Genomic DNA, 20,213 nt, shown 5'->3' on the forward strand with positions numbered 1-20,213 from the left:
CGACAACATAACGATTGTTGGCGAGCTGATTACCCCGATCGCCATGGAAAAAGAATTACGCTTTGCTATTCGTGAAGGTGGTCGGACCGTAGGAGCCGGCGTCGTCAGTGAGATTATTGCCTAATCAGCAGGCAGTAAGTTGCTGCGTGTATTTGGGAAGTTTGTAAGTATTGTTATCGTTATGGAATAGTGGATTTGTTGCAGTGGTCGACGGCCGTCAGTTTACGGTATGATAGAACTGTGAAATCCTTGAGGTAGAAAAATGACTTTACCGAATCAGAAAATCAGAATACGTCTGAAAGGCTATGATCATAAGATCCTAGATCAGTCAGTCTGTGAGATAGTGAATACGGCCAAGCGGACCGGCGCGATAATCGCGGGTCCCATAGCTTTGCCGACGGCGATCAATAAGTACTGTGTTTTACGATCACCTCATGTCAATAAAAAATCACGGGAACAGTTTGAAATGCGAACTCATAATCGGCTGATTGATATACTCGAGCCAAACCAGCAGACCGTAGATGCTTTGATGAAACTGGATCTGTCTGCCGGAGTCGATGTTGAGATCAAACTCTAAGGCTGTTGGTGTGGATTATATCTTCAAGAGTGTTTGATAATATAGGTTAAATGATGGCTGAAATACAGGAAATGTTAGCTACAAAGGTTGGCATGACACAACTCTATAATGAACTTGGAGAGCTCGTGCCGGTAACCGTGTTGGCGGTTGGTCCATGTACGGTCGTGCAGGTTAAGACTGCGGCCCGGGATGGCTACAGCGCCGTGCAGTTGGGGCTTTCGGAGAAATCAATGGCGCGTGCCAATAAACCGCAGATTGGCCATTGTCAGAAAGCCGGCAAAGGCGTCTTTTATCATTTGCGTGAGGTTCCGATTAAGGATGAAGGCGCTTTTCAGCCGGGAGATGTTTTAACGGCTGATTTCTTTAGTCCGGGTAATCTGGTGACGGTCACAGCGAAGAGCAAGGGAAAAGGTTTCGCCGGCGTAATGAAACGCTGGGGATTTGCTGGTCAGCCGGCCTCGCATGGGGCACATAAGAATCACAGGGCCGGGGGGTCCGTAGGCACTTCGGCCTATCCCGGCAGGGTTGTAAAAGGGAAAAAAATGCCAGGACGCCTGGGTAATCAAAAGGTGACCGTGAAAAACCTGACGGTAGTTCAAGTGCGCTCCGATCAGGGGCTGGTACTGGTTAAAGGTGGGGTTCCCGGCGCCAAAAATGGTCTTGTGACCATTAAAAAAGTAAGCTAAGTTTAGCGATATTTCCGTCGCCCGGGAATAGTCGGAGAATAGTATGGCCAAAGTTGATATTTATAATTTAGAAAAAGTGAAGGTAGCCGAGACTGAAATCGCTGATTCAGTATTTCAGGCTGAGATCAAGGAACATCTGGTGCGTGACGTGGTTGTCTGGCAGCTGGCTAAACGCCGGCAAGGGACGGCAGCGGTTAAAAACAGAAGTAAGGTTAGTGGTGGGGGAGCCAAGCCTTGGCGCCAGAAAGGGACGGGTCGTGCCCGTGCCGGTACCAGTCGTTCTCCGATCTGGCGTGGCGGAGGGGTGATTTTTGGTCCACAACCGCGTGATTATGGTTATCGTCTTCCGAAGCAAATTCGGCGTCAGGCTCTGGTTTCGGTCCTTTCGCAGAAGTTCCAGGATGGTAAGCTTATTATCATGCAAGATTTTAATCTGGCCGAGACAAAAACCAAACGGATAGCCGATCTGTTTAAGACCTTTGAAATCAGTAGTGCAATGTTGGTCGCCGAGGATAATCGTGAGCTTATGCTCTCCGCCCGGAATCTGCCCGGGGCGCTCGCGGTTAATCAGAATGGTGTAAATGTCTTCGATCTGCTGAAATATGATTATCTGATGTTGTCAGATGCCTCGCTGAAAATAATTGAGGGGGCTTTAGAGAAATGATTCCCAATACTTATTACGACATTATTCGTTATCCTGTGTTGACAGAGAAGAGTATGGCGGCCTATCAGGTGAGTCGGCAGTGTACCTTCACCGTTGACCGAATGGTGAACAAGGTCGAGATTCGCAAAGCGGTTGAAGCTCTTTTCAAGGTAAAAGTAGAAAATGTTCGGACGATCAGAACTCTAGGGAAAAAGAAACGAGTTGGCCGGGTACAGGGAAAGAAAGCCGATGGTAAAAAAGCCATCGTGACCCTGAAGCCGAACCAGAAGATTGAAATCTTTGAGGGTGTTTAAACGGTGAAGTTCCGGCAGCTTATAGTTGAAGGCTGGAATTTATTTGAAAGGTTGTGACATGGTTTTAAAAAAATATAATCCGACATCGCCTGGCCGTCGTTTTCAAACTTCCTCATCGTTTGATGAGATAACGACAAGTACGCCGGAAAAAAGTTTGCTGGTTCCAGTAAATAAAAAAGGCGGACGTAATAATAGTGGTTCAATAACCGTCCGGCATCGGGGGGGGGGGAGCCGCAGAAAATATAGACTTATTGATTTTAAGCGCGATAAGGTCGGCATGCCCGCAGAAGTTAAAACCATTGAATATGATCCTAATCGTACGGCTCGGATTGCCCTGCTGCAGTATGCCGATGGTGAGAAACGTTATATTCTGGCACCAGTTGAAATCAAGGTTGGTGACCGTTTGGAAACCGGCGATAACGTGGATATCAAGCCGGGTAACTGTTTGCCACTCAAGAATATGCCCCTGGGCAGCATTATTCATAATGTAGAGATGAAAATAGGGAAGGGTGCCCAACTGGTGCGAAGTGCTGGAGCATATGCCCAGTTGATGGCTAAGGATGGGCATCAGGTTCAGATCAAGATGCCCTCAGGTGAAGTTCGCTATATTCATCAGCTTTGCCGGGCCACCTTGGGACAGATAAGTAACATCGAACATGATAATATTTCAATCGGTAAGGCCGGCCGAAGTCGTTGGTTAGGCCGGAGGCCTAAGGTCCGCGGGGTGGCTATGAACCCGGTAGACCATCCGCATGGTGGTGGCGAAGGGAAATCATCCGGCGGCCGGCATCCGGTAACCCCTTGGGGAATTCCAACCAAGGGTCATAATACTCGGAAAAACACTGCTACCGATAAAGATATCGTACGTCGTCGTAATAAATGAATATATTTGGCACAAACTATCAGTCGCGGTTCTGCAATAATTATAAGATCCAGAGTGACAGGAGGTCACAGTGGCGCGTTCAGTAAAAAAAGGACCATATATCGATCAGCATCTCCTGGACAAGGTTGAAAAGCTGGTGGACAGCAACAATAAGACCATTAAAACCTGGTCACGGCGGTCGACAATCTATCCCGAAATGGTGGGTTATACAATGGCTGTTCATAATGGTAAGAAATTTATTCCGGTTTTCGTGACCGAAGAGATGGTAGGTCATAAGCTGGGTGAATTTTCACCAACCAGAACTTATTATGGTCACGCGGCGGATAAAAAGTCCAAGGTTCGCAAATAGTCTAAAATTGAGATTTTCAGATAAGGAGTTTAGCCATGCAGGTTCAGGCCAAACTGAGGCACTTTCGAATGGCGCCGCGAAAAGCGCGTCTGGTTGTTGACATGATCAAAGGCATGGATGTGGAGCAGGCTATAAACGCTCTTCATGTGACCAAGAAGAAGTGCGCCCCGGCAGTCCGCAAATTGGTGGAATCCGCGGTTGCCAATGCCGATCAGCGTGGGGATATGGATGTCGATGCTCTCTATATCAAGCGTGCTTTTGTAGATGAAGGTCCCACGATGCGGCGTTTTCTGCCGCGAGCGATGGGAAGGGCAACGCGAATAAATAAACGGACCAGCCACATAACCGTGGTCCTGGATGACGAACGTTACTAGAAACATAGTCCCGGCGGCCAGGAAAATGAATTACGGACAGACGCCGGATAGGAAAAACTTAAGAAAAATAGATTGCGCACATCCATTTGTGCAGGAGATGAGTCTTGGGACAGAAAGTTAATCCGATTGGCTTACGTTTGGGGATCGTAAAAACCTGGAGTTCGTGCTGGTATGGCGGTAAGGAGTACAAGCAGTACCTGCACGAGGATCTACGTTTAAAAAAGTACCTGAAGAAAAAAATGTACCATGCCGGCATCTCTAAGATTGAGATTGAGAGGGCAGCCAAACGTATTCGGGTCAACATCTTTGCTGCCCGTCCCGGTATCATTATCGGGAAAAAAGGGTCCGAAATTGAATTACTGAAAAAAGATCTCAGCCGTTTGGTCAAAGGTGAAATCTTTATTAATATTAATGAAGTAAAGCGTCCTGAAGCCGACGCTCAGCTGATTGCGGAAAATGTGGCCTTGCAGCTGGAACGCCGGGTGGCCTTCCGTCGGGCTATTAAACGCAGTGTCGGTATGGCCATGAAGCTGGGCGTGCTGGGCGTGAAGGTCGGAGTGGCCGGACGTTTGGGTGGGGCCGAGATTGCTCGTTCTGAATGGTATCGTGATGGGCGGGTCCCACTGCATACACTGCGGGCTGATATCGATTACGGTTTTGCTGAAGCCAACACGACCTATGGAATTATCGGGGTGAAGGTATGGGTCTTCAAGGGTGAGATTATGGTTGGTAAGCAAGAACAGTTGGCGGCTGCGAAAGCCATCTAGCCCGAATATGGTATTGCTCTAACGGTCGGGGAACAGATAGTCTATCAAAAAAAATTATTTTAAGCAACGTGGACGATCTCTTCAGGAAAACGTCGCAAGTTGCAATGAACCAGGATTATAGCCATGTTAATGCCAAAAAAGGTTAAGTATAGAAAACAGCAGAAGGGGCGCAATCGTGGGGTCGCTTCTGGAGGTTTTGAACTCTCTTTCGGTGATTACGGTCTACAGGCTCAAGAAAATGGCCATATAACGAATCGACAGATTGAGGCGGCGCGTATTGCCATTAACCGGCATATCAAGCGTGGCGGCAAGGTCTGGATCAGGATTTTCCCCGACAAACCCTTAACAAAAAAGCCCGCAGAGGTCAGAATGGGTAAGGGTAAAGGTTCACCTGAAGAATGGGTTGCGGTCGTGAGGCCAGGGCGTATTCTCTATGAAATGGAGGGTGTTTCTCGGGATGTTGCAGTAGAAGCTTTGCGCTTGGCTGCACATAAACTGCCGATCAGAACCAAAACCGTGAGCCGTGAGGTGGCAGTATGAAAAAAAATGATCTCAAAGAGATGTCTGCCGGAGAATTGCAGAGCAAGGTCGGAGAGCTTTCCCAGGAACTTTTTAATCTGAGACTTCAGAAAAGCATCAGCCAGTTACAGGATACTGCCAAGTTGAGGCGGACTCGGCGTGAACGGGCTCGAGTGCTGACCCGTTTAAGTGAGCTTCGGCTTAAGTAAGGGGACAGGGTAAGAATCAGGACTTTTTTAGGTCTGGGTTGTGGAATCGGAATTATATAATTGTTCAAGTGACATGAATTATTAGGTAGTCAGGTAGGTATGAGCCATGCAGAGTAGCGGCCAAAGAAATAAACGGACAATGGTTGGTCAGGTAACCAGCGACAAAATGGATAAAACCGTAGTTGTCAATGTATCGACCAAGGTGAAACATCCCACCTACAAAAAGTATATTCGTAGAACCAGCAAGTATAAAGCCCATGATCCTCAGAATCAGTGTGCGATTGGCGACATGGTGGCGATTACGGAATGTCGCCCCCTGAGTAAAGATAAGTGCTGGCGGGTCAGCAAGATAGTCGTACGGGCTATTCAGTAGGAGCGTCTTCTCATTTGCGAATGCAGACGTTTATAGGGAGAGTATAAGATGATTCAGGTTGAGACGCTTCTTGACTCCGCAGACAATTCCGGGGCCAAGAAAATGTTATGTATTAAAGTATTGGGTGGCTCACGACGGCGTTACGCCGAAATTGGAGATGTTATCAAAGTCTCTGTAAAAGAGGCCATGCCCAACGCCAAGGTTAAAAAAGGCGATGTAATGAATGCTGTTGTCGTTCGCACCGCCAAAGAAATTCGTCGTCAAGATGGTAGTTATATCAGATTTGACTGTAATTCGGCGGTGTTGATCAATAATCAGCGTGAGCCTATTGGTACCCGTATTTTCGGACCTGTGGCAAGAGAGCTGAGAGCCAAAAATTTTATGAAAATTGTTTCCTTGGCCCCGGAAGTTCTGTAAGCCAGGAAAAGATAAGGTTATGGAGTAATGTAATGGTGCAGCTTAAAAAAGATGACAAAGTTATGGTCATCGGTGGCAAAGATAAAGGAAAGAGCGGCAAGATAAAAAAGATTATCCATGCCAAGAATCGAGTTGTGGTTGAAAAGCTTAATCTGGTCAAACGTCATACCAAGCCGGGCGTGGATCAGACACAGGGCGGAATTATAGAAAAAGAAGCTTCCTTGCACCGTTCAAATGTGATGCTTTACTGTGAGAAATGCGAAAAGGCAGTGCGCAGCGGAGTACGGAAGATGAGCGATAACAGTAATGCTCGGTACTGTAAAAAGTGCGAAGAGCTATTTGATAAGTAGTAGTAGATCCCGGAGGGTTACACTAGATGGGCTTTTTTAGAGAAAAATACCAGCAGGAAATAGTTCCGGCCATGCGAAAGAAGTATGGTTATGGCAATGTCATGGAGGTTCCACGGCTGGAAAAGGTTGTGGTTAACATGGGCTTGGGAGAGGCAGTCCAGAATGCAAAAATTCTGGAGTCAGCGGTGCTCGAAATGGCAGCGATCACCGGGCGCAAGCCGGTGATAACTAAAGCCCGCAAATCAATTGCTCAGTTTAAGCTGCGTGAAGGGATGCCGATCGGATGTATGGTTACCCTGCGCCGGGATGTTATGTTTGAATTTCTTGAAAGGCTTATCACAATAGTGCTTCCTCGAGTCAGGGATTTCAAGGGAATTTCCGGTAAGGCCTTTGATGGGCGAGGCAATTATTCTTTGGGTTTACGTGACCAGGTGGTGTTTCCTGAGATTGAACTGGAAAATGTTGATAAAATCAAGGGAATGAATATCGCTGTCGTGACCACTGCCAAAAACGACGAAGAAGGGCGTGAGTTACTGAGCCTGTTTGGTTTTCCCTTCCGCAAATGATTTTAAAGGCTACCTCGTTAATCTTGTTGTGAAATGTCGAGGCCAAGGAGAGTTGTTAAATGGCGAAAAAGTCCATGATGATCAAAGCGTTACGACCAAAGAAATTTGCCGTGCGGGAGTATAATCGCTGCCCTTTATGTGGGCGTTCGCGAAGCTATTATCGTAAATTTGACATGTGTCGTATCTGTTTTCGTACGCTGTCGTCTAAAGGTGATATTCCCGGCGTTATCAAATCAAGCTGGTAATGAATTTAGAGCAAAAAATTTTTGAAGAAGGTGAAGAGAATGTTGGCAACCGATTTAATCGCTGATATGTTAACCCGGATTCGCAATGCGAACATGGTTAAGTTTGAAAAAGTAGACGTAATTCTGACTAAGATGAACCAGAGTCTATCGGAGATTCTTAAGCAGGAAGGATACATTAAAAACTACAAGGTTCTCAGTGATGGTTCTCAAGGTCTGTTGCGGCTTTATTTGAAATATGATGAAGCGGGGCGTCCGGTTATTAACGGCTTGACTCGTCAGAGTAGGTGCGGTTTGCGCCGCTATGTCAAACATAATGAAATTCCCGTTATCCGGAATGGGCTCGGAACTAGTATTTTGTCTACCTCAAAAGGGGTCTTGAGCGGAGAACAGGCGGCGAAGCTGAATGTCGGCGGCGAGTATCTCTGTTCAGTCTGGTAACTTCTTTTGAGTTTGTGGAGATCAAGATGTCTCGAATCGGAAAAAAAGAAATTTTACTGCCGCAGGGGGTTGAATTTTCGGTGGCGGATGGTGTGGTCAGGGTTAAAGGTCCAAAGGGAGCGCTGCAACAGTTTTTGGTTGAGCGGGTATCGGTTGCAGTTGAGGGGCAGACAGTCAGCGTGACGCGAGTGAACGATGATCGCCGTTCGCGTTCTTTCCATGGTCTGATGCGTGCATTGCTTGCTAATATGGTAACTGGGGTGAGCACTGGATTCAGTAAGGTTTTGGAAATAAACGGTATCGGTTATAAAGCCGATGTCAGCGGCGGAAATCTGAATCTGGCACTTGGATATTCGCATCCCATTGCCTACCCCATTCCGGAGGGTATCAGCATTTCCGTTGAGCGTGAAAAAATTGTCGTTCATGGGGTTGATAAACAGCTTGTGGGCGCGGTTGCCGCTGATATCAGAGCCTTTCGTCCGGTTGAGCCTTATAAGGGTAAGGGCATTCGGTATGCCGATGAATATGTAATTCGAAAAGCTGGTAAGGCTGGCAAATAGTCCGGTTTTATTTATGTATTTGAGGTGATCTTGTGGTTCTTTTGAAAAGAAAAAAATTGGTTCGAGAGAAAAAGAAAAGAAAAATCAGGGGTACCGTCTCCGGCAGTGCAAAACGTCCCAGACTCTCGGTCTTCAAATCTGCTAAAAATATCTACGTTCAGGCGATAGACGACAGTGGTCAGAGAACATTGGCTTCGGCCTCGAGCAAGGACAAAGCTTTTGCCGGGAAGAATGGTGGTAATTGTGATGCCGCTAAACTGGTGGGGCAGATTATTGCAGAGCGGCTGTTGGCTAGTAATGTCAAAAATGCGGTTTTTGATCGTAATGGTTTTGTCTATCATGGCCGGATCAAGGCGCTGGCAGAGGGCGCACGAGAAGGCGGCCTGCTCTTTTAGGCGGAATGGATCGGGTTTAAAAGACTATTTCATAATGGAGGTGAGGCTTGGAAAAGCCCAGATTTCTTGAAGAAGAGGTAACTGAACGGGTAGTTAAGATCAACCGGGTTGCCAAGGTCGTAAAAGGTGGCCGGCGTTTTAGTTTTAGTGCCTTGGTGGTGGTTGGAGATGGCAAGGGTAAGGTAGGCTATGGGCTTGGGAAGGCAAATGAAGTCCCGGAAGCCGTACGCAAAGGAACTGAAGCCGCTAAACGGCAGATGGTGCAAATTCCCCTGCTCGGAACATCCATTGCGTACCAGGTAGTTGGTAATTACGGAGCCGGAAAAGTTCTTCTTCGTCCGGCCTCGCCGGGAACCGGGGTTATCGCCGGAGGTGCGGTCCGCGCTGTTCTGGAGTCCGCCGGAGTCAAAGATATCTTGACAAAATGTATCGGCTCCAATAACCCGCATAATGCCGTACGGGCCACGGTCGACGGTCTAATGCAGTTGCAAAGTGTCGAACAGGTCTCACGTAACCGCAACAAACAGATGATTCTTAGTTGTTAGCCGGCTTCATGGTGGTTATTGAAGTGCGATTATGAGTAAGTCTAAACCGGGGAGCAAATGATGAATACCCTTAAGATTACACTGAAGAAAAGCTGTTCCGGGCGTTTGCCCAAGCATAGAAGAACGGCTCAGGCCTTAGGGCTGCGCCGAATCAGACAGAGCGTGACCCTGGAAGAAACTCCGCAGGTAGCTGGGATGATTCAGAAAATCTCATATATGGTGGATGTGGAAAAGGTCTGAGCCGAGTTCATGCCAAAGGAGGGAGTCTCGGGATCCTGACTTAGGAGAACATGCAATTTAAAAAAATACACGCGGAAGCTTTGCGTCTGTTATCTAATTTTCACGGATAAAATGAAACAGGCAGTCAGGAAGAAGAGGGAAAAATGGTCGATTTAGCTTCATTGCCGGCAGATAGCGGCGCCGGAAAAAACAGAAAAAGGGTGGGACGTGGAATAGGTTCCGGTTACCACAAAACAGCAGGACGGGGACACAAGGGGCAAAAGTCCAGGTCCGGCGGGGGGATTCACCCTTGGTTCGAAGGGGGGCAGATGCCTTTGCAGAGGCGTTTGCCGAAACGAGGTTTTAATAATATCTTTCGTGAGGATGTCGCGGTAGTAAATGTTCATCAGCTCAACTGTTTTGAGGATGGAAGTATCGTTGATGTTGCTTCGCTGCAGCAGCACGGTCTGATCAATCGCAAAGAGACCCGAGTAAAACTTCTGGGTAATGGGTTGCTCAATAAAAAACTGACGGTTAGAGTTGCGGCCTGCAGTGCAACCGCGAGTGAAAAGATCAGGCAGGCTGGTGGGCTGATCGAGCAGGAGGCCCAGATTGCTTAAGGGCATCGAAAATATTGGCAACATTCCCGAGTTGCAGAAGCGTTTGGGCATGACTTTTTTTCTTCTGCTCATATATCGTATCGGAGTTCATGTGCCGACACCGGGAATTGACGGCCAGGCCTTGGCGGCGTTTTTCCTGCAGGCCAAGGGCACTTTATTGGGCATGTTTGATATGTTTTCAGGGGGGGGGCTGAGCCGTCTGTCAGTCTTTTCCCTGGGAATTATGCCTTATATCAGTGCTTCTATTATAATTGAGCTCCTGGCGATGGTTGTCCCCACCTTGGAACGCTTAAAGAAAGAAGGAGAGGCCGGCCGCCGTAAAATTAATCGTTATACGCGGTATGGTACCATTCTATTAAGCATCATTCAGAGCTTTGGCATTGCAGTCGGGCTTGAAAGTATGCAGGGGCCTGCGGGGGAGATGGTTGTGATGTTTCCCGGCTGGGGGTTCAGGCTTCTGACGATCTTGACCTTAACTACCGGAACAGCTTTTATTATGTGGATCGGAGAGCAAATAACCGAACGGGGCATCGGTAATGGAATCTCTCTGATTATTTTTGCCGGAATTGTAGCTAACATCCCAGCTGCAATAATTAACTCGGTACGACTGATTAAGACAGGGGAAATGAGTTTGTTTCTGGCGATGATGATCTTTATCTTGATGCTGGCAACTATCGCCGCCATAGTTTTTGTGGAAATGGCGCAGCGACGAATTCCGATTCAGTATGCCAAACGCATTCAAGGGCGGCGTATGGTTGGTGGACAGAGTACGCACCTGCCGTTGAAAATCAATACTGCCGGGGTTATCCCGCCGATTTTTGCATCCTCAATTATCATGTTCCCGGCGACTATCGCTAATTTTATTGATTTGCCGATCATGAAAAAGTTTTCTGCGGCTTTTGTGCCGACCGAATTCTTTTATAACCTGGTTTATGTAGCTTTAATCTTCGTGTTTTGTTATTTTTATACAGCTGTTACCTTTAAACCGGATGACGTTGCTGATAACCTGAAAAAATTTGGCGGCTATGTGCCGGGGATCAGGCCCGGCAAAAGAACAGCTGAGTATCTCGATAAAATACTGACACGACTGACTTTTTGGGGGGCGGTCTATGTCTCGGCAGTTTGTGTGCTGCCTATGATTCTGATTGGCAAATTTAATGTCCCGTTCTTTTTCGGAGGCACGGCGCTTTTGATCGTAGTCGGTGTTGGCATTGATACGATTCAACAGATTCAGTCACATTTGATGTCACGCAACTATGAAGGGCTGATGCGTAAGGCCGGTGCCCGACGGCGCTGAGAAGCACAATTTACCCAGGTTACAATGTGACCTTGAATTTGCAGCAGAAATTTTGATAAGGAGCTAGCTATGAATTTAATTCTACTCGGCCCTCCAGGAGCTGGTAAGGGAACGCAGGCAAAAAAAATGATTGACGCTCTGCAAATCCCACAAATTTCTACGGGTGATATTCTCCGCGCCGCGGTCAAAGACGGCACGGAGATGGGTGTGGAAGCCAAGAAATATATGGATGCCGGCAAACTTGTTCCCGATTCAGTCGTTATCGGTATTATCGATGAGCGCCTTAAAGAGAAGGACTGTACTAAGGGTTTTATTCTGGATGGTTTTCCGAGAACGGTAGACCAAGCTTCATCCCTGGCGATCATGCTTGAAAAAAGTAATCGTGCGATTGATCATGTTATCAGTATCGAGGTTCCAGATGAAGACCTTTTGGCTCGTTTGACCGGACGCTGGATGTGTACTTGTGGCGCGAGTTTTCATAAAATATTTAACCCCCCTAAGGTTGATGGTATTTGCGACCTTTGTGGAGCAAAACTGTATCAGCGGGATGATGATAAGGAAGATGCGATTAAGGTCAGGCTGGAAAATTATCACAAGCAAACAGCACCATTAATCGATTTCTATAGTGCGAAGGGATTGTTGCGCAGTATTCCCGGAACCGGTAGTCCGGATAATATCTATTCCGCAATTATGGCCGTAGTGAATGGATGATAGTTCTACGTTCGAAACGAGAGCTTGAGAAGCTGAGGGCTGCGGGGAAACTGGTTGCTGAGGTCTTGCAGCTGGTAAAAAGAAATGTACAGCCAGGAGTTAGCACCGCTACCCTTGACAGAATAGCTGAAGATGCGATAATCGCGCAGGGAGCGCGTCCGGCTTTTAAAGGCTATGCCGGCTTCCCGGCGACATTATGTACCTCAGTAAATTATGAGATAGTTCACGGAATTCCTTCCAAAAAGAAAAAGCTTAAAGATGGCGATATCATCAGTATAGACGTTGGTGTTTGTCTTGATGGCTATTTTGGTGATGCAGCTTTGACCGTGCCGGTGGGGACGGTGTCGGCCGAAGCTGAGCGTTTGATGCAGGTAACTGAGAAGGCGCTTGAAAAAGCGATTGAGCTGGCATGGCCAGGAGAGCATCTCTATACCCTGTCGCATTGTGTGCAGGAGTATGCAGAGAATCATGGCTATAGTGTTGTGCGAGATTTTGTCGGGCATGGGATAGGCACGGAATTGCATGAACCCCCGCAGATTCCGAATTATGGTAAAGTCGGTACTGGTCTGATCTTGAAAACTGGAATGGTGTTGGCGATAGAACCGATGATTAATCTTGGAAGTCACGCTGTACAGGTTCTGGATGATGGCTGGACTGCGGTTACCAGCGATCGGAAGTTGTCGGCGCATTTTGAACATACGATTGCGGTTACAGCCGATGGTCCGGTAATCTTAAGCCAGATAGCTGATAGCAGATTAGTGACATAGCAATTCTGCATGCAATGGATTATATATTGTGGTGTTCGCATTCTGTAGGCTGATGGAAGGAAAAAATGTCAAACAAAGAAGATGTTATTGAGGTTGAAGGGACCGTCGTTGAAACTCTGCCGAATGCGATGTTTCGCGTGAACCTTGACAATGGGCATCGGATACTGGCTCATATTTCCGGAAAAATGAGGATGCATTTTATTAAGATATTGCCCGGAGACAAAGTAACCATCCAGTTATCGCCTTACGATTTGACACGTGGCCGAATTGTTTATCGGACTCGTTGATAGCGGTTGCCTTCGGTAATCTAATTTTGGAGAGTAAAAATGAAAGTCAGAGCATCAGTTAAAAGGATGTGTGATAAATGCAAACTGATAAAAAGACGTGGTACAGTTAGAGTTGTATGTATTAACCCAAAGCATAAACAACGGCAGGGTTAATTATTTACCCGGTAGTTTAGGAGGAAAGACCATTGGCCAGAATTGCTGGGGTGAACTTGCCCCGAAACAAAAGAATTGTTATAGCTCTTACCTATATCTACGGTATAGGTCGCAGTACCGCAGAAAAGATATTAGCTGATGCCGAGGTTGACCCTAATATCGGCAGTGACGATTTAGATGATGATCAGCTTACTCGAATTCGAGAAAAAATCGAAAGCAGCTATAAGATTGAGGGCGACCTGCGACGGGATGTAACCGCCAATATAAAAAGATTGATGGATATTGGTTGCTATCGCGGTTTACGACATCGTCGGTCGCTGCCGGTACGCGGACAGCGGACCAAAACTAATGCCCGGACACGAAAAGGACCGGCTCGCGGGCCGATATCAAGGAAACGTAAATAGTTTTAGCAGATAAACTGGTAGCGGGAGAGATTCTGAAGCTGCTAGGAGGTGAAATGGCTAATCCGAGAGGTAGATCCGGTAAAAGTCGGGTCAAAAAAAATGTTCCTGCCGGTATCGCGTATGTACTGGCAACCTTTAATAACACGAAAGTGAGCTTTACGGATCCACAGGGTAATGTGATTGCCTGGGCAAATGCCGGGGTAGTCGGATTTAAGGGTTCTCGTAAGAGTACCCCTTTTGCAGCTCGGCAGACGGCGGAAGAAGCTGCCAAAAAAGCTATGGATCAAGGCATGCGTACGGTAGATGTGCATGTTAAGGGACCGGGTTCCGGGCGTGAATCGGCTATACGAGCCATTCAGAGCGTGGGGATGACCATTAATGTAATTCGAGATATTACTCCCATTCCGCATAACGGGTGTCGCCCCCCGAAACGGAGAAGGGTTTAGTCTAAGGAGGAAGATTTGGCACGTTACAGAGAATCTGTCTGTCGCCAGTGTCGGCGTGAAGGGGCTAAACTGTTTCTTAAGGGAGACCGTTGTTATACAGAAAAATGCGCCTTTGATCGTCGCGCCTATGCGCCGGGTCAACATGGACAAAGAAGAACAAAATTCACGGAATATGGAATGCAGCTGCGGGAAAAACAAAAGGTGCGTCGAATTTACGGCCTTCTGGAAAAACAGTTCCGCAGCTATTTTGCCAAGGCCGATCGCCAGAAAGGGGTTACCGGGGAAAATTTATTGGTTTTGGTCGAGAGACGGCTGGACAATATTGTTTATAGAATGGGTTTTACCAATACCCGGGCTGAGGCGCGGCAGCTGGTTGCCCATGGCCATTTTCTGGTTAATGAAAAACGGGTCAATATCCCTTCCTTTCAGGTCAATGTCAATGACATTGTCGAGGTCTGTGAAAAAAGCCGGAAACTAGGCCGTATCAGTGAAGCCCTGGCCGCTGCCGCCAGACGCAGTTTGCCGGAATATCTGGATGTTGATAAAGTGAAGGGCCGTGGGGTACTCAAAGCCTTACCTAAACGCGAAGATGTCTCGCAGACGATCAATGAGCAGTTGATAGTTGAATTCTATTCTCGTTAAAACTGACTGGTGTCTTATATGTCATTGATTTACAAGAATTGGCGCGAACTTATTAAGCCTGGAGAAATCAGCACCGACGAAGCCTCCCTGAGTTCGACCTATGGCAAGTTTGTGGTTGAGCCCATGGAGCGCGGCTTTGGCATTACAGTGGGTAATGCCTTGCGTCGAGTACTGCTTTCTTCATTGCAGGGTGCAGCAATAACCTCATATCATGTGGATGGGGTAAATCATGAGTTCTCAGCAATCCCCGGGATACGGGAAGATGTTGCCATGATTTCCCTGAATCTTAAAGGAGTAGCTTTAAAGATGCATACGGATATTCCCAAGACTCTTTATATTGATGCTCGCGGGAGTGAACGTAAGATAGTAACTGCTGGGGATATCATTGTTGATCAGGATGTTGAAATTCTAAACCCCGGTCATCATATAGCTACCCTGGAAGGCGACGCAGTCTTGAAAATGGCTTTGACGGCCGAAACCGGCAAGGGATATGTGCCTGTTGATCAAATCAGTGCGCAGCGGTCATATCCCATCGGGACAATTGTTGTGGATGGGGTTTTTGCCCCGGTTGTCAAGGTTAATTACGTCGTTACAAATGCCAGGGTTGGCCAGCAGACGGATTATGATAAACTGACGATCGAGATTTGGACTGATGGTAGTCTGGAACCGGCGGACGCCTTAGCTTATTCTGCAAAGATACTTAAAGAGCAGATGTCGGTTTTTATAAATTTTGATGAAGACATAGAGCCTGAAGAAGCAGTCGATCTGAATGTTGAAGAGAGAGAGATTGTCAACGAGAATCTTTATCGTAACGTCAGTGAACTTGAGCTTTCCGTCAGGTCGGCAAACTGTCTGAAAAATGCTGATATTGAACTGATTGGAGAGCTGGTTCAGAAAAGTGAATCAGAGATGTTGACAACCAAGAATTTCGGTCGTAAGTCACTCCTTGAAATCAAAGAGATACTTTCTACCATGGGGCTTTCCTTGGGAATGAAACTTCCTGATTTCGACCCCAAGAACGCAGAAATGATTAAGAAGGTAATGAGTGACGATTACGAAGAATAATGACCGGGTTCATGGTATCGGACGGCCTGAAGGTTTGTTCCTAGTGTTCTCGTGTTATTTTTAAAGAGCTTGAAGGAGAGAAAAGCTTATGCGACATAGAGTATCCGGCCGTCGGCTCGGGCGTGGGCCCAGCCATCAGAAAGCCATGTTCAGATCGTTGGCCACGGCGCTGATAACGTATGAAAACATTGAGACAACTGATGCCCGGGCAAAAGAATTGCGGCGGGTCGCAGATCGTCTCGTTACCTTGGGTAAAAAAAATACCCTTCATGCCCGGCGTCATGCCTATAAGTTTCTTAATAATCACCAGCTGGTGCAGAAACTTTTTGATGAGATAGCGCCGCGTTTCAGCGAGCGGCCGGGAGGATATACACGCCTGATAAAATCACGAATCAGATTTGCGGATCAGGCCCCGATGACTTTAGTACGGTTTGTTGACCGTGAACTGGAAAGTAAAAGTGTGACTAAAGACACAGTTTCCGAGAGGGTTCCGTCAAGCGTGGAAGCTCAGGTAAAAGCAGGGGTAGAGGAAGAATTGTCAAGCGCTAAGGAAGATGTTGTTGATAATCATAACGCTGAGGCCGTGAGCGGCAAAACCGAAGAAGGGGCAGGGGTTGTATAGCGCTAGAGCTTGAACATCTGATCTTTTCTGGCTTTATAAAAAAGCGGTTTCCCTCAAGGAGACCGCTTTTTTACATTAAGGTTTTGTTCGTATAATCTGTGACTTAGCTCAACCAGGGTGTCAAGTTTTAAGGAAGACGAGAGCCGGGCGAGATAGTGGTGGAAATTCTCAAGCGCCGGAGCCATATACGATTGAAAGTGTTTTCTGCCCTGTCGAGTCAAAAAAGCAAAGGCTCCAAGGGTCTGCAGGGTGCGAACCAGGGAGTAAAGATGGAAGAAAAAAGTAAAGGTATCATTATCCGGTGCCGATTTGGGATAACGATTGCAGAGCTGTTTGTAATAATAGGATAGTAATTGTTCGCGCTGGGTTTGTAACAGTTGGGTGTAGGGATCGTTAAGTAAAGAGGCAAGATCGTAATAGAAAGGTCCGGAGCGGGCGCCTTGAAAGTCGATCAGGTAAAGCATCTTATCCTTCAGCATCAGGTTTTTTGATTGGAAATCACGATAGAGAAAAAAATCACCAGGTGCGAGCAGGGCCTCGTCAGCAAGGGATTGAAATTCTGCCTGAAGCCGACTTTCGGACTTAGGGCTGACTGTAAGTTTCAGATAGCCCTTAACGAAAGCCTTGAGAAAATAATTAAGCTCATTTTCAAGTATTAGGTTTCTATCATATACTGATCCGGCATAGCACCACGAGTGCTCAAAATTTATCAGGGCCTCAGTCTGCAGTTTAAAAAGCAGATCGAGAGCCTTTTGATAGAGTTCCAAAGTTGACTTTTTATTCTTATGGCCATTTTCCAGAACCTTGCTGCAGAGTGTCACCTCTCCCAGATCGCAGAGAAGATAGAAATTAAAATCGGAGCTATGCTGAAGAATCCTGGGTACCGGAAATCCTCGTTCAAGAAGGTGACACGCAAGATAATGGAAGGTTTGGTTCTGGTTGGGAGCCGATAAGGTTTTGGGGTCGCCACCGGTTTTGTGGGCATCAACTGCAATGAAAGAATCCTTGTTTGTACTGTAAACCCGGAAATAACGGCGGGTCGAGCCGTCCTGCGCGAGCGGCATGACCCGCAAATCAAACTCGGTCGTGCTTTGCCCGTCTTTCAGATAGCTGAGGATGAGCTGTATGAGTTGTGGCGGCGGGCCCGGATCAATGGTCGACATAAAACAATACATATCCGTCTGCTAAAGCTTACATCTGCAAGTAAATACTTTCGTAAATCTTTTCAATTGCGGGAAGCAGGGTAAGATTATCATAATTGCCGTAATACATTGCCGCCAAGGCCATGGCTCCGGCCCCCACCCCTTCCTTGACGTAGCCCTTTTCATACATTTGCAGATTGTGATAGCGCGAAGATGCAAAATTAAGGTTTGCAGCGTAAAGAGGCATCTCTATCGGTAATTGTCGGATCAGGCCGCGCAGATCGGCTGTAGAATCTTCAGTTACCCAGGAGGTGGTGGCGATGGCGATATTTTCAGGTTTGGCGCCAAAAGTCTCAGTAAGGCAGACTGCGTCAAGTCCCTGCAGAGGGTCTGAATTAATGGAGCAATATTTGAGCAGGCTTCCAATGAGGGCGGCTACGGCAATCATCTGGGTGCCGCCGCCGAGAATCACCATGGTATGGCGACTGGCGCTCATCGCGATTCCGGCTTGCACCAGCTGCATCGGGTCACCAAGTAACTGGACAGCCCGAAAAGGATCTTTGGCGCAAGCTCCGGGCTGAATATTTTTTCTGGCCATAGCCTTGGTAACCAGTTCCTGTTTCAGAGACTGGTTATTGCCAGGCATGCTACCGCTGATTTTGCCTAAGGCCTTTAGTCCCAGGGCTTCCATCAAGGCCATGGCTGTGGTGGTTCCGCCGGGAACACTTTCACCGAGAATCAGGGTGTGGCCGGAGAAGGCGAGCTGGCGGCCTATAATGATTCCTTGCTGAAAAAGATCTGTGGTCATGGCGACGGCCTCGTCGTCATTTAAGCTGCGCCCCGGGCAGCGACCGGCAACCAGCACCGGTACCCGGGGCGTGACCTGGTTGCCGGCATCGATAATCAGGAAAGGGGCCTGTAGCTGCTGTAAGGCAGCCATGGTAATAATAACCGGAGAAGGGGGACCGATGGGGTTTTCAGGAATTTTATCAAGGCAGAGAGCCCGGCCGTGAATAATGGCTTCAACGTCAGCCGCGGCCGTAAAGGGAATAAGTTCCGGACTGGCGCCGGCGGCCGAGACACCGGGTATCAGGGCGGTATCCGTAGAGGCAATCGTGCAGCAGAAAAAAGGAGGTTTTTTAATACTCTGAAACAGAAAATCACGGCTTGGATCGGGTTCGTAAACTCGAATCAGGGAGGCCTGGTTGGTGCTTGACATGGCAGGGAGTTACTCCGGTAAAGTTTTAAGTTTAACGGCGAAAGATCTGTGCTTCGGAAAAACCCAGCCTTGTGGCTTCCCGGTAGGCAAGATCTCGACTTGAAAACCAGCCCAGTCTGACACGATAAAGGATTTCTTTATCAATTCTGAACTCTTCCAGAAAGACCGCCGGATTCAGGGTCGCGATTTGATTGCGCAGCGCCAACGCATGATCCCGGTTTTTAAAAGCGCCAAACTGGAGGGCATAAGGTTTTTCCGACGATGAGGAAATGCTGGCCGGCAGCTCAAGAACACTGATGCGGACTTGGGCGGTGCCGTTTTTTTCTAAGTCAAGCTGCCGGGCTGCGGCCAGTGAAAGATCAAGAATTCGGTTTTTTATAAAAGGACCCCGGTCATTGATCAGCACTTCCACTTGATGTTGATTTTCCAGGTTCCTAACCAGTATCCGGCTTCCCAGAGGAAGTTCTTTATGGGCTGCGGTCAAGGCATGCATATTATAAATTTCACCGCTGGCTGTCGGACAACCGTGAAACGGATGACCGTACCAGGAGGCAATGCCTTCTTCATAAAAGCCAAGTCTGAATTGACGTATTAAACCTTTATTCGAGTCGCTCGGGGCAGAGTGCTTCAGACCGCAGCCGGTTAAAATAAGCAAAAAGACAAATACGGCGCCCGACAGAAGCCAATTGCTGACGTGAATCTGTTTCGGGGGAAATCGTGTCGGCATAGTTGTTTGTTTTTGGGTAATTTAATGCAGTCCGGAACTATTAAGCATGATGACCCTGGTAAAGTCGGATCCGATCTGGAGCTGATTGATACAGCCGAAATCCTGAGCAAATGAAAAGATGCTTTGACTTGAGAGTCCCAGCGCTCGGGTCAGAAGTAATAGGTTGATTCCTCCATGGGCAATGACGGCGATGGCTTCTGAGCGATGTTGTTTGACCAGCTGATCAAATTCGGGGAAGACCCTTGCCTCCACCTCTCTGATGGTCTCGCTGCCGGGAATTCGGTAATTAAAAAAATCCGTGAATTTCGCTTTCAGTTGGTCGGGAAATTTTTTCTCTACCTCTGCCGAGGTCAGACCTTCCCAGTCACCCATTTTGAATTCACGTAGATTCTTTTTCAGGTACAGCGGGCAGCCGACGATCTCGGCGATAATCTCGCCGCCCCGCCGGCACCGGCACAGGTCACTGGCGTAAACCGCCTTGACCGCACAGCGCGACAGCTCCTCGCCTCGCTTTTTCATTTGCTGCAGAGCCTCGGAGGTTATGTCAATGTCAATATGTCCGTTATAACGAAAGACTCCGTCAGTTGTATTGACGGTTTGGCCGTGACGCAGCAGATAGACGGTTGTTAAATTTTCGTTCATTGATCAGCGGTATTTGTTTTAAGGATAATGAACTGTTGGC

General features: G+C 47.6%; 36 protein-coding genes. 32 read left to right on the forward strand and 4 right to left on the reverse strand.

Features of this window, described 5'->3' with window-relative positions:
• The 32 genes from tuf to ENN66_02990 form a co-directional block, all read left to right on the forward strand.
• Nucleotides 1-124 (forward strand): elongation factor Tu (gene tuf, locus ENN66_02835; GenBank protein ID HDS15548.1); only part of this gene is annotated, 124 nt, incomplete at its 5' end.
• A gap of 138 nt (nt 125-262) precedes the next feature.
• Nucleotides 263-577 (forward strand): 30S ribosomal protein S10, encoded by a 315-nt coding sequence (locus ENN66_02840; protein ID HDS15549.1) that lies wholly within the window; start codon nt 263-265, stop codon nt 575-577.
• A gap of 53 nt (nt 578-630) precedes the next feature.
• Complete coding sequence (locus tag ENN66_02845) at nt 631-1,263, forward strand: 50S ribosomal protein L3 (GenBank protein ID HDS15550.1); 633 nt, start codon at nt 631-633, stop codon at nt 1,261-1,263.
• A gap of 43 nt (nt 1,264-1,306) precedes the next feature.
• Nucleotides 1,307-1,927, forward strand: coding sequence for a 50S ribosomal protein L4 (locus tag ENN66_02850; GenBank protein ID HDS15551.1), 621 nt, complete (start codon nt 1,307-1,309; stop codon nt 1,925-1,927).
• The gene (locus ENN66_02855) at nt 1,924-2,220 is read left to right on the forward strand and encodes a 50S ribosomal protein L23 (GenBank protein ID HDS15552.1); all 297 of its coding nucleotides are present in this window, start codon (nt 1,924-1,926) and stop codon (nt 2,218-2,220) included. The genes ENN66_02850 and ENN66_02855 overlap by 4 nt, the downstream gene beginning before the upstream one ends.
• Nucleotides 2,221-2,278: 58 nt before the next feature.
• On the forward strand, nt 2,279-3,103 hold the full coding sequence (locus ENN66_02860) for a 50S ribosomal protein L2 (GenBank protein HDS15553.1): 825 nt from the start codon (nt 2,279-2,281) through the stop codon (nt 3,101-3,103).
• Between the two features lie 70 nt (nt 3,104-3,173).
• A complete protein-coding gene (locus ENN66_02865; GenBank protein ID HDS15554.1) occupies nt 3,174-3,452 on the forward strand; it encodes a 30S ribosomal protein S19 in 279 nt (92 codons plus the stop codon).
• Nucleotides 3,453-3,487: 35 nt separating this feature from the next.
• Nucleotides 3,488-3,826, forward strand: coding sequence for a 50S ribosomal protein L22 (locus tag ENN66_02870; GenBank protein ID HDS15555.1), 339 nt, complete (start codon nt 3,488-3,490; stop codon nt 3,824-3,826).
• Nucleotides 3,827-3,930: 104 nt separating this feature from the next.
• On the forward strand, nt 3,931-4,593 hold the full coding sequence (locus ENN66_02875) for a 30S ribosomal protein S3 (GenBank protein ID HDS15556.1): 663 nt from the start codon (nt 3,931-3,933) through the stop codon (nt 4,591-4,593).
• Nucleotides 4,594-4,716: 123 nt separating this feature from the next.
• A complete protein-coding gene (locus ENN66_02880) occupies nt 4,717-5,133 on the forward strand; it encodes a 50S ribosomal protein L16 (protein ID HDS15557.1) in 417 nt (138 codons plus the stop codon).
• On the forward strand, nt 5,130-5,321 hold the full coding sequence (locus ENN66_02885; protein HDS15558.1) for a 50S ribosomal protein L29: 192 nt from the start codon (nt 5,130-5,132) through the stop codon (nt 5,319-5,321). Before ENN66_02880 ends, ENN66_02885 begins: the two co-directional genes overlap by 4 nt.
• Nucleotides 5,322-5,427: 106 nt before the next feature.
• The gene (locus ENN66_02890) at nt 5,428-5,694 is read left to right on the forward strand and encodes a 30S ribosomal protein S17 (GenBank protein ID HDS15559.1); all 267 of its coding nucleotides are present in this window, start codon (nt 5,428-5,430) and stop codon (nt 5,692-5,694) included.
• Between the two features lie 48 nt (nt 5,695-5,742).
• Nucleotides 5,743-6,111: a 50S ribosomal protein L14 gene (locus ENN66_02895; GenBank protein ID HDS15560.1), complete on the forward strand. Its 369-nt coding sequence runs from the start codon at nt 5,743-5,745 to the stop codon at nt 6,109-6,111.
• 35 nt (nt 6,112-6,146) lie between these two features.
• Nucleotides 6,147-6,461 (forward strand): 50S ribosomal protein L24, encoded by a 315-nt coding sequence (locus ENN66_02900; protein ID HDS15561.1) that lies wholly within the window; start codon nt 6,147-6,149, stop codon nt 6,459-6,461.
• Between the two features lie 26 nt (nt 6,462-6,487).
• Nucleotides 6,488-7,027, forward strand: a complete 540-nt coding sequence (locus ENN66_02905; GenBank protein HDS15562.1) for a 50S ribosomal protein L5 — start codon at nt 6,488-6,490, stop codon at nt 7,025-7,027.
• A gap of 59 nt (nt 7,028-7,086) precedes the next feature.
• Nucleotides 7,087-7,272 (forward strand): type Z 30S ribosomal protein S14, encoded by a 186-nt coding sequence (locus ENN66_02910; GenBank protein ID HDS15563.1) that lies wholly within the window; start codon nt 7,087-7,089, stop codon nt 7,270-7,272.
• A gap of 39 nt (nt 7,273-7,311) precedes the next feature.
• A complete protein-coding gene (locus tag ENN66_02915) occupies nt 7,312-7,710 on the forward strand; it encodes a 30S ribosomal protein S8 (protein ID HDS15564.1) in 399 nt (132 codons plus the stop codon).
• 26 nt (nt 7,711-7,736) lie between these two features.
• Nucleotides 7,737-8,270 carry a 50S ribosomal protein L6 gene (locus tag ENN66_02920; protein ID HDS15565.1) on the forward strand — a complete coding sequence of 178 codons (534 nt, stop codon included), beginning with the start codon at nt 7,737-7,739 and terminating at the stop codon, nt 8,268-8,270.
• A gap of 32 nt (nt 8,271-8,302) precedes the next feature.
• The gene (locus ENN66_02925) at nt 8,303-8,665 is read left to right on the forward strand and encodes a 50S ribosomal protein L18 (protein HDS15566.1); all 363 of its coding nucleotides are present in this window, start codon (nt 8,303-8,305) and stop codon (nt 8,663-8,665) included.
• A 47-nt stretch (nt 8,666-8,712) separates the two neighbouring features.
• Nucleotides 8,713-9,210: a 30S ribosomal protein S5 gene (locus ENN66_02930; GenBank protein ID HDS15567.1), complete on the forward strand. Its 498-nt coding sequence runs from the start codon at nt 8,713-8,715 to the stop codon at nt 9,208-9,210.
• A gap of 60 nt (nt 9,211-9,270) precedes the next feature.
• Entirely contained in the window at nt 9,271-9,450 is a 180-nt protein-coding gene (locus ENN66_02935) for a 50S ribosomal protein L30 (GenBank protein HDS15568.1), read from the forward strand.
• Nucleotides 9,451-9,593: 143 nt separating this feature from the next.
• Nucleotides 9,594-10,049, forward strand: coding sequence for a 50S ribosomal protein L15 (locus tag ENN66_02940; GenBank protein ID HDS15569.1), 456 nt, complete (start codon nt 9,594-9,596; stop codon nt 10,047-10,049).
• Entirely contained in the window at nt 10,042-11,346 is a 1,305-nt protein-coding gene (gene secY / locus ENN66_02945; GenBank protein HDS15570.1) for a preprotein translocase subunit SecY, read from the forward strand. Before ENN66_02940 ends, secY begins: the two co-directional genes overlap by 8 nt.
• Nucleotides 11,347-11,415: 69 nt before the next feature.
• Entirely contained in the window at nt 11,416-12,057 is a 642-nt protein-coding gene (locus ENN66_02950) for an adenylate kinase (protein HDS15571.1), read from the forward strand.
• On the forward strand, nt 12,054-12,824 hold the full coding sequence (gene map / locus ENN66_02955) for a type I methionyl aminopeptidase (protein HDS15572.1): 771 nt from the start codon (nt 12,054-12,056) through the stop codon (nt 12,822-12,824). Before ENN66_02950 ends, map begins: the two co-directional genes overlap by 4 nt.
• A 65-nt stretch (nt 12,825-12,889) precedes the next feature.
• Nucleotides 12,890-13,111, forward strand: coding sequence for a translation initiation factor IF-1 (locus ENN66_02960; GenBank protein ID HDS15573.1), 222 nt, complete (start codon nt 12,890-12,892; stop codon nt 13,109-13,111).
• A 39-nt stretch (nt 13,112-13,150) separates the two neighbouring features.
• Nucleotides 13,151-13,264: a 50S ribosomal protein L36 gene (locus ENN66_02965; protein HDS15574.1), complete on the forward strand. Its 114-nt coding sequence runs from the start codon at nt 13,151-13,153 to the stop codon at nt 13,262-13,264.
• A 32-nt stretch (nt 13,265-13,296) separates the two neighbouring features.
• Nucleotides 13,297-13,668 carry a 30S ribosomal protein S13 gene (locus tag ENN66_02970; protein ID HDS15575.1) on the forward strand — a complete coding sequence of 124 codons (372 nt, stop codon included), beginning with the start codon at nt 13,297-13,299 and terminating at the stop codon, nt 13,666-13,668.
• Nucleotides 13,669-13,721: 53 nt separating this feature from the next.
• Entirely contained in the window at nt 13,722-14,114 is a 393-nt protein-coding gene (locus tag ENN66_02975) for a 30S ribosomal protein S11 (GenBank protein ID HDS15576.1), read from the forward strand.
• Nucleotides 14,115-14,129: 15 nt separating this feature from the next.
• On the forward strand, nt 14,130-14,756 hold the full coding sequence (locus tag ENN66_02980) for a 30S ribosomal protein S4 (protein HDS15577.1): 627 nt from the start codon (nt 14,130-14,132) through the stop codon (nt 14,754-14,756).
• Between the two features lie 27 nt (nt 14,757-14,783).
• Nucleotides 14,784-15,821: a DNA-directed RNA polymerase subunit alpha gene (locus ENN66_02985; GenBank protein ID HDS15578.1), complete on the forward strand. Its 1,038-nt coding sequence runs from the start codon at nt 14,784-14,786 to the stop codon at nt 15,819-15,821.
• Nucleotides 15,822-15,909: 88 nt separating this feature from the next.
• Complete coding sequence (locus ENN66_02990) at nt 15,910-16,443, forward strand: 50S ribosomal protein L17 (GenBank protein ID HDS15579.1); 534 nt, start codon at nt 15,910-15,912, stop codon at nt 16,441-16,443.
• Nucleotides 16,444-16,496: 53 nt separating this feature from the next.
• Here ENN66_02990 and ENN66_02995 read toward each other — a convergent pair whose 3' ends face one another.
• The 4 genes from ENN66_02995 to ENN66_03010 are packed head-to-tail and all read right to left on the reverse strand — an operon-like array spanning nt 16,497 to nt 20,173.
• Nucleotides 16,497-17,618 carry a hypothetical protein gene (locus ENN66_02995; protein ID HDS15580.1) on the reverse strand — a complete coding sequence of 374 codons (1,122 nt, stop codon included), beginning with the start codon at nt 17,616-17,618 and terminating at the stop codon, nt 16,497-16,499.
• A gap of 16 nt (nt 17,619-17,634) precedes the next feature.
• Entirely contained in the window at nt 17,635-18,804 is a 1,170-nt protein-coding gene (locus ENN66_03000; protein ID HDS15581.1) for a TIGR00303 family protein, read from the reverse strand.
• 31 nt (nt 18,805-18,835) lie between these two features.
• A complete protein-coding gene (locus ENN66_03005; protein HDS15582.1) occupies nt 18,836-19,531 on the reverse strand; it encodes a septal ring lytic transglycosylase RlpA family protein in 696 nt (231 codons plus the stop codon).
• Between the two features lie 21 nt (nt 19,532-19,552).
• Nucleotides 19,553-20,173, reverse strand: a complete 621-nt coding sequence (locus ENN66_03010; protein HDS15583.1) for a histidine phosphatase family protein — start codon at nt 20,171-20,173, stop codon at nt 19,553-19,555.
• Nucleotides 20,174-20,213: the final 40 nt, after the last annotated feature.

The organism is Pseudomonadota bacterium (assembly GCA_011049115.1).
Classification (GTDB): domain Bacteria; phylum Desulfobacterota; class Anaeroferrophillalia; order Anaeroferrophillales; family Tharpellaceae; genus DSCM01.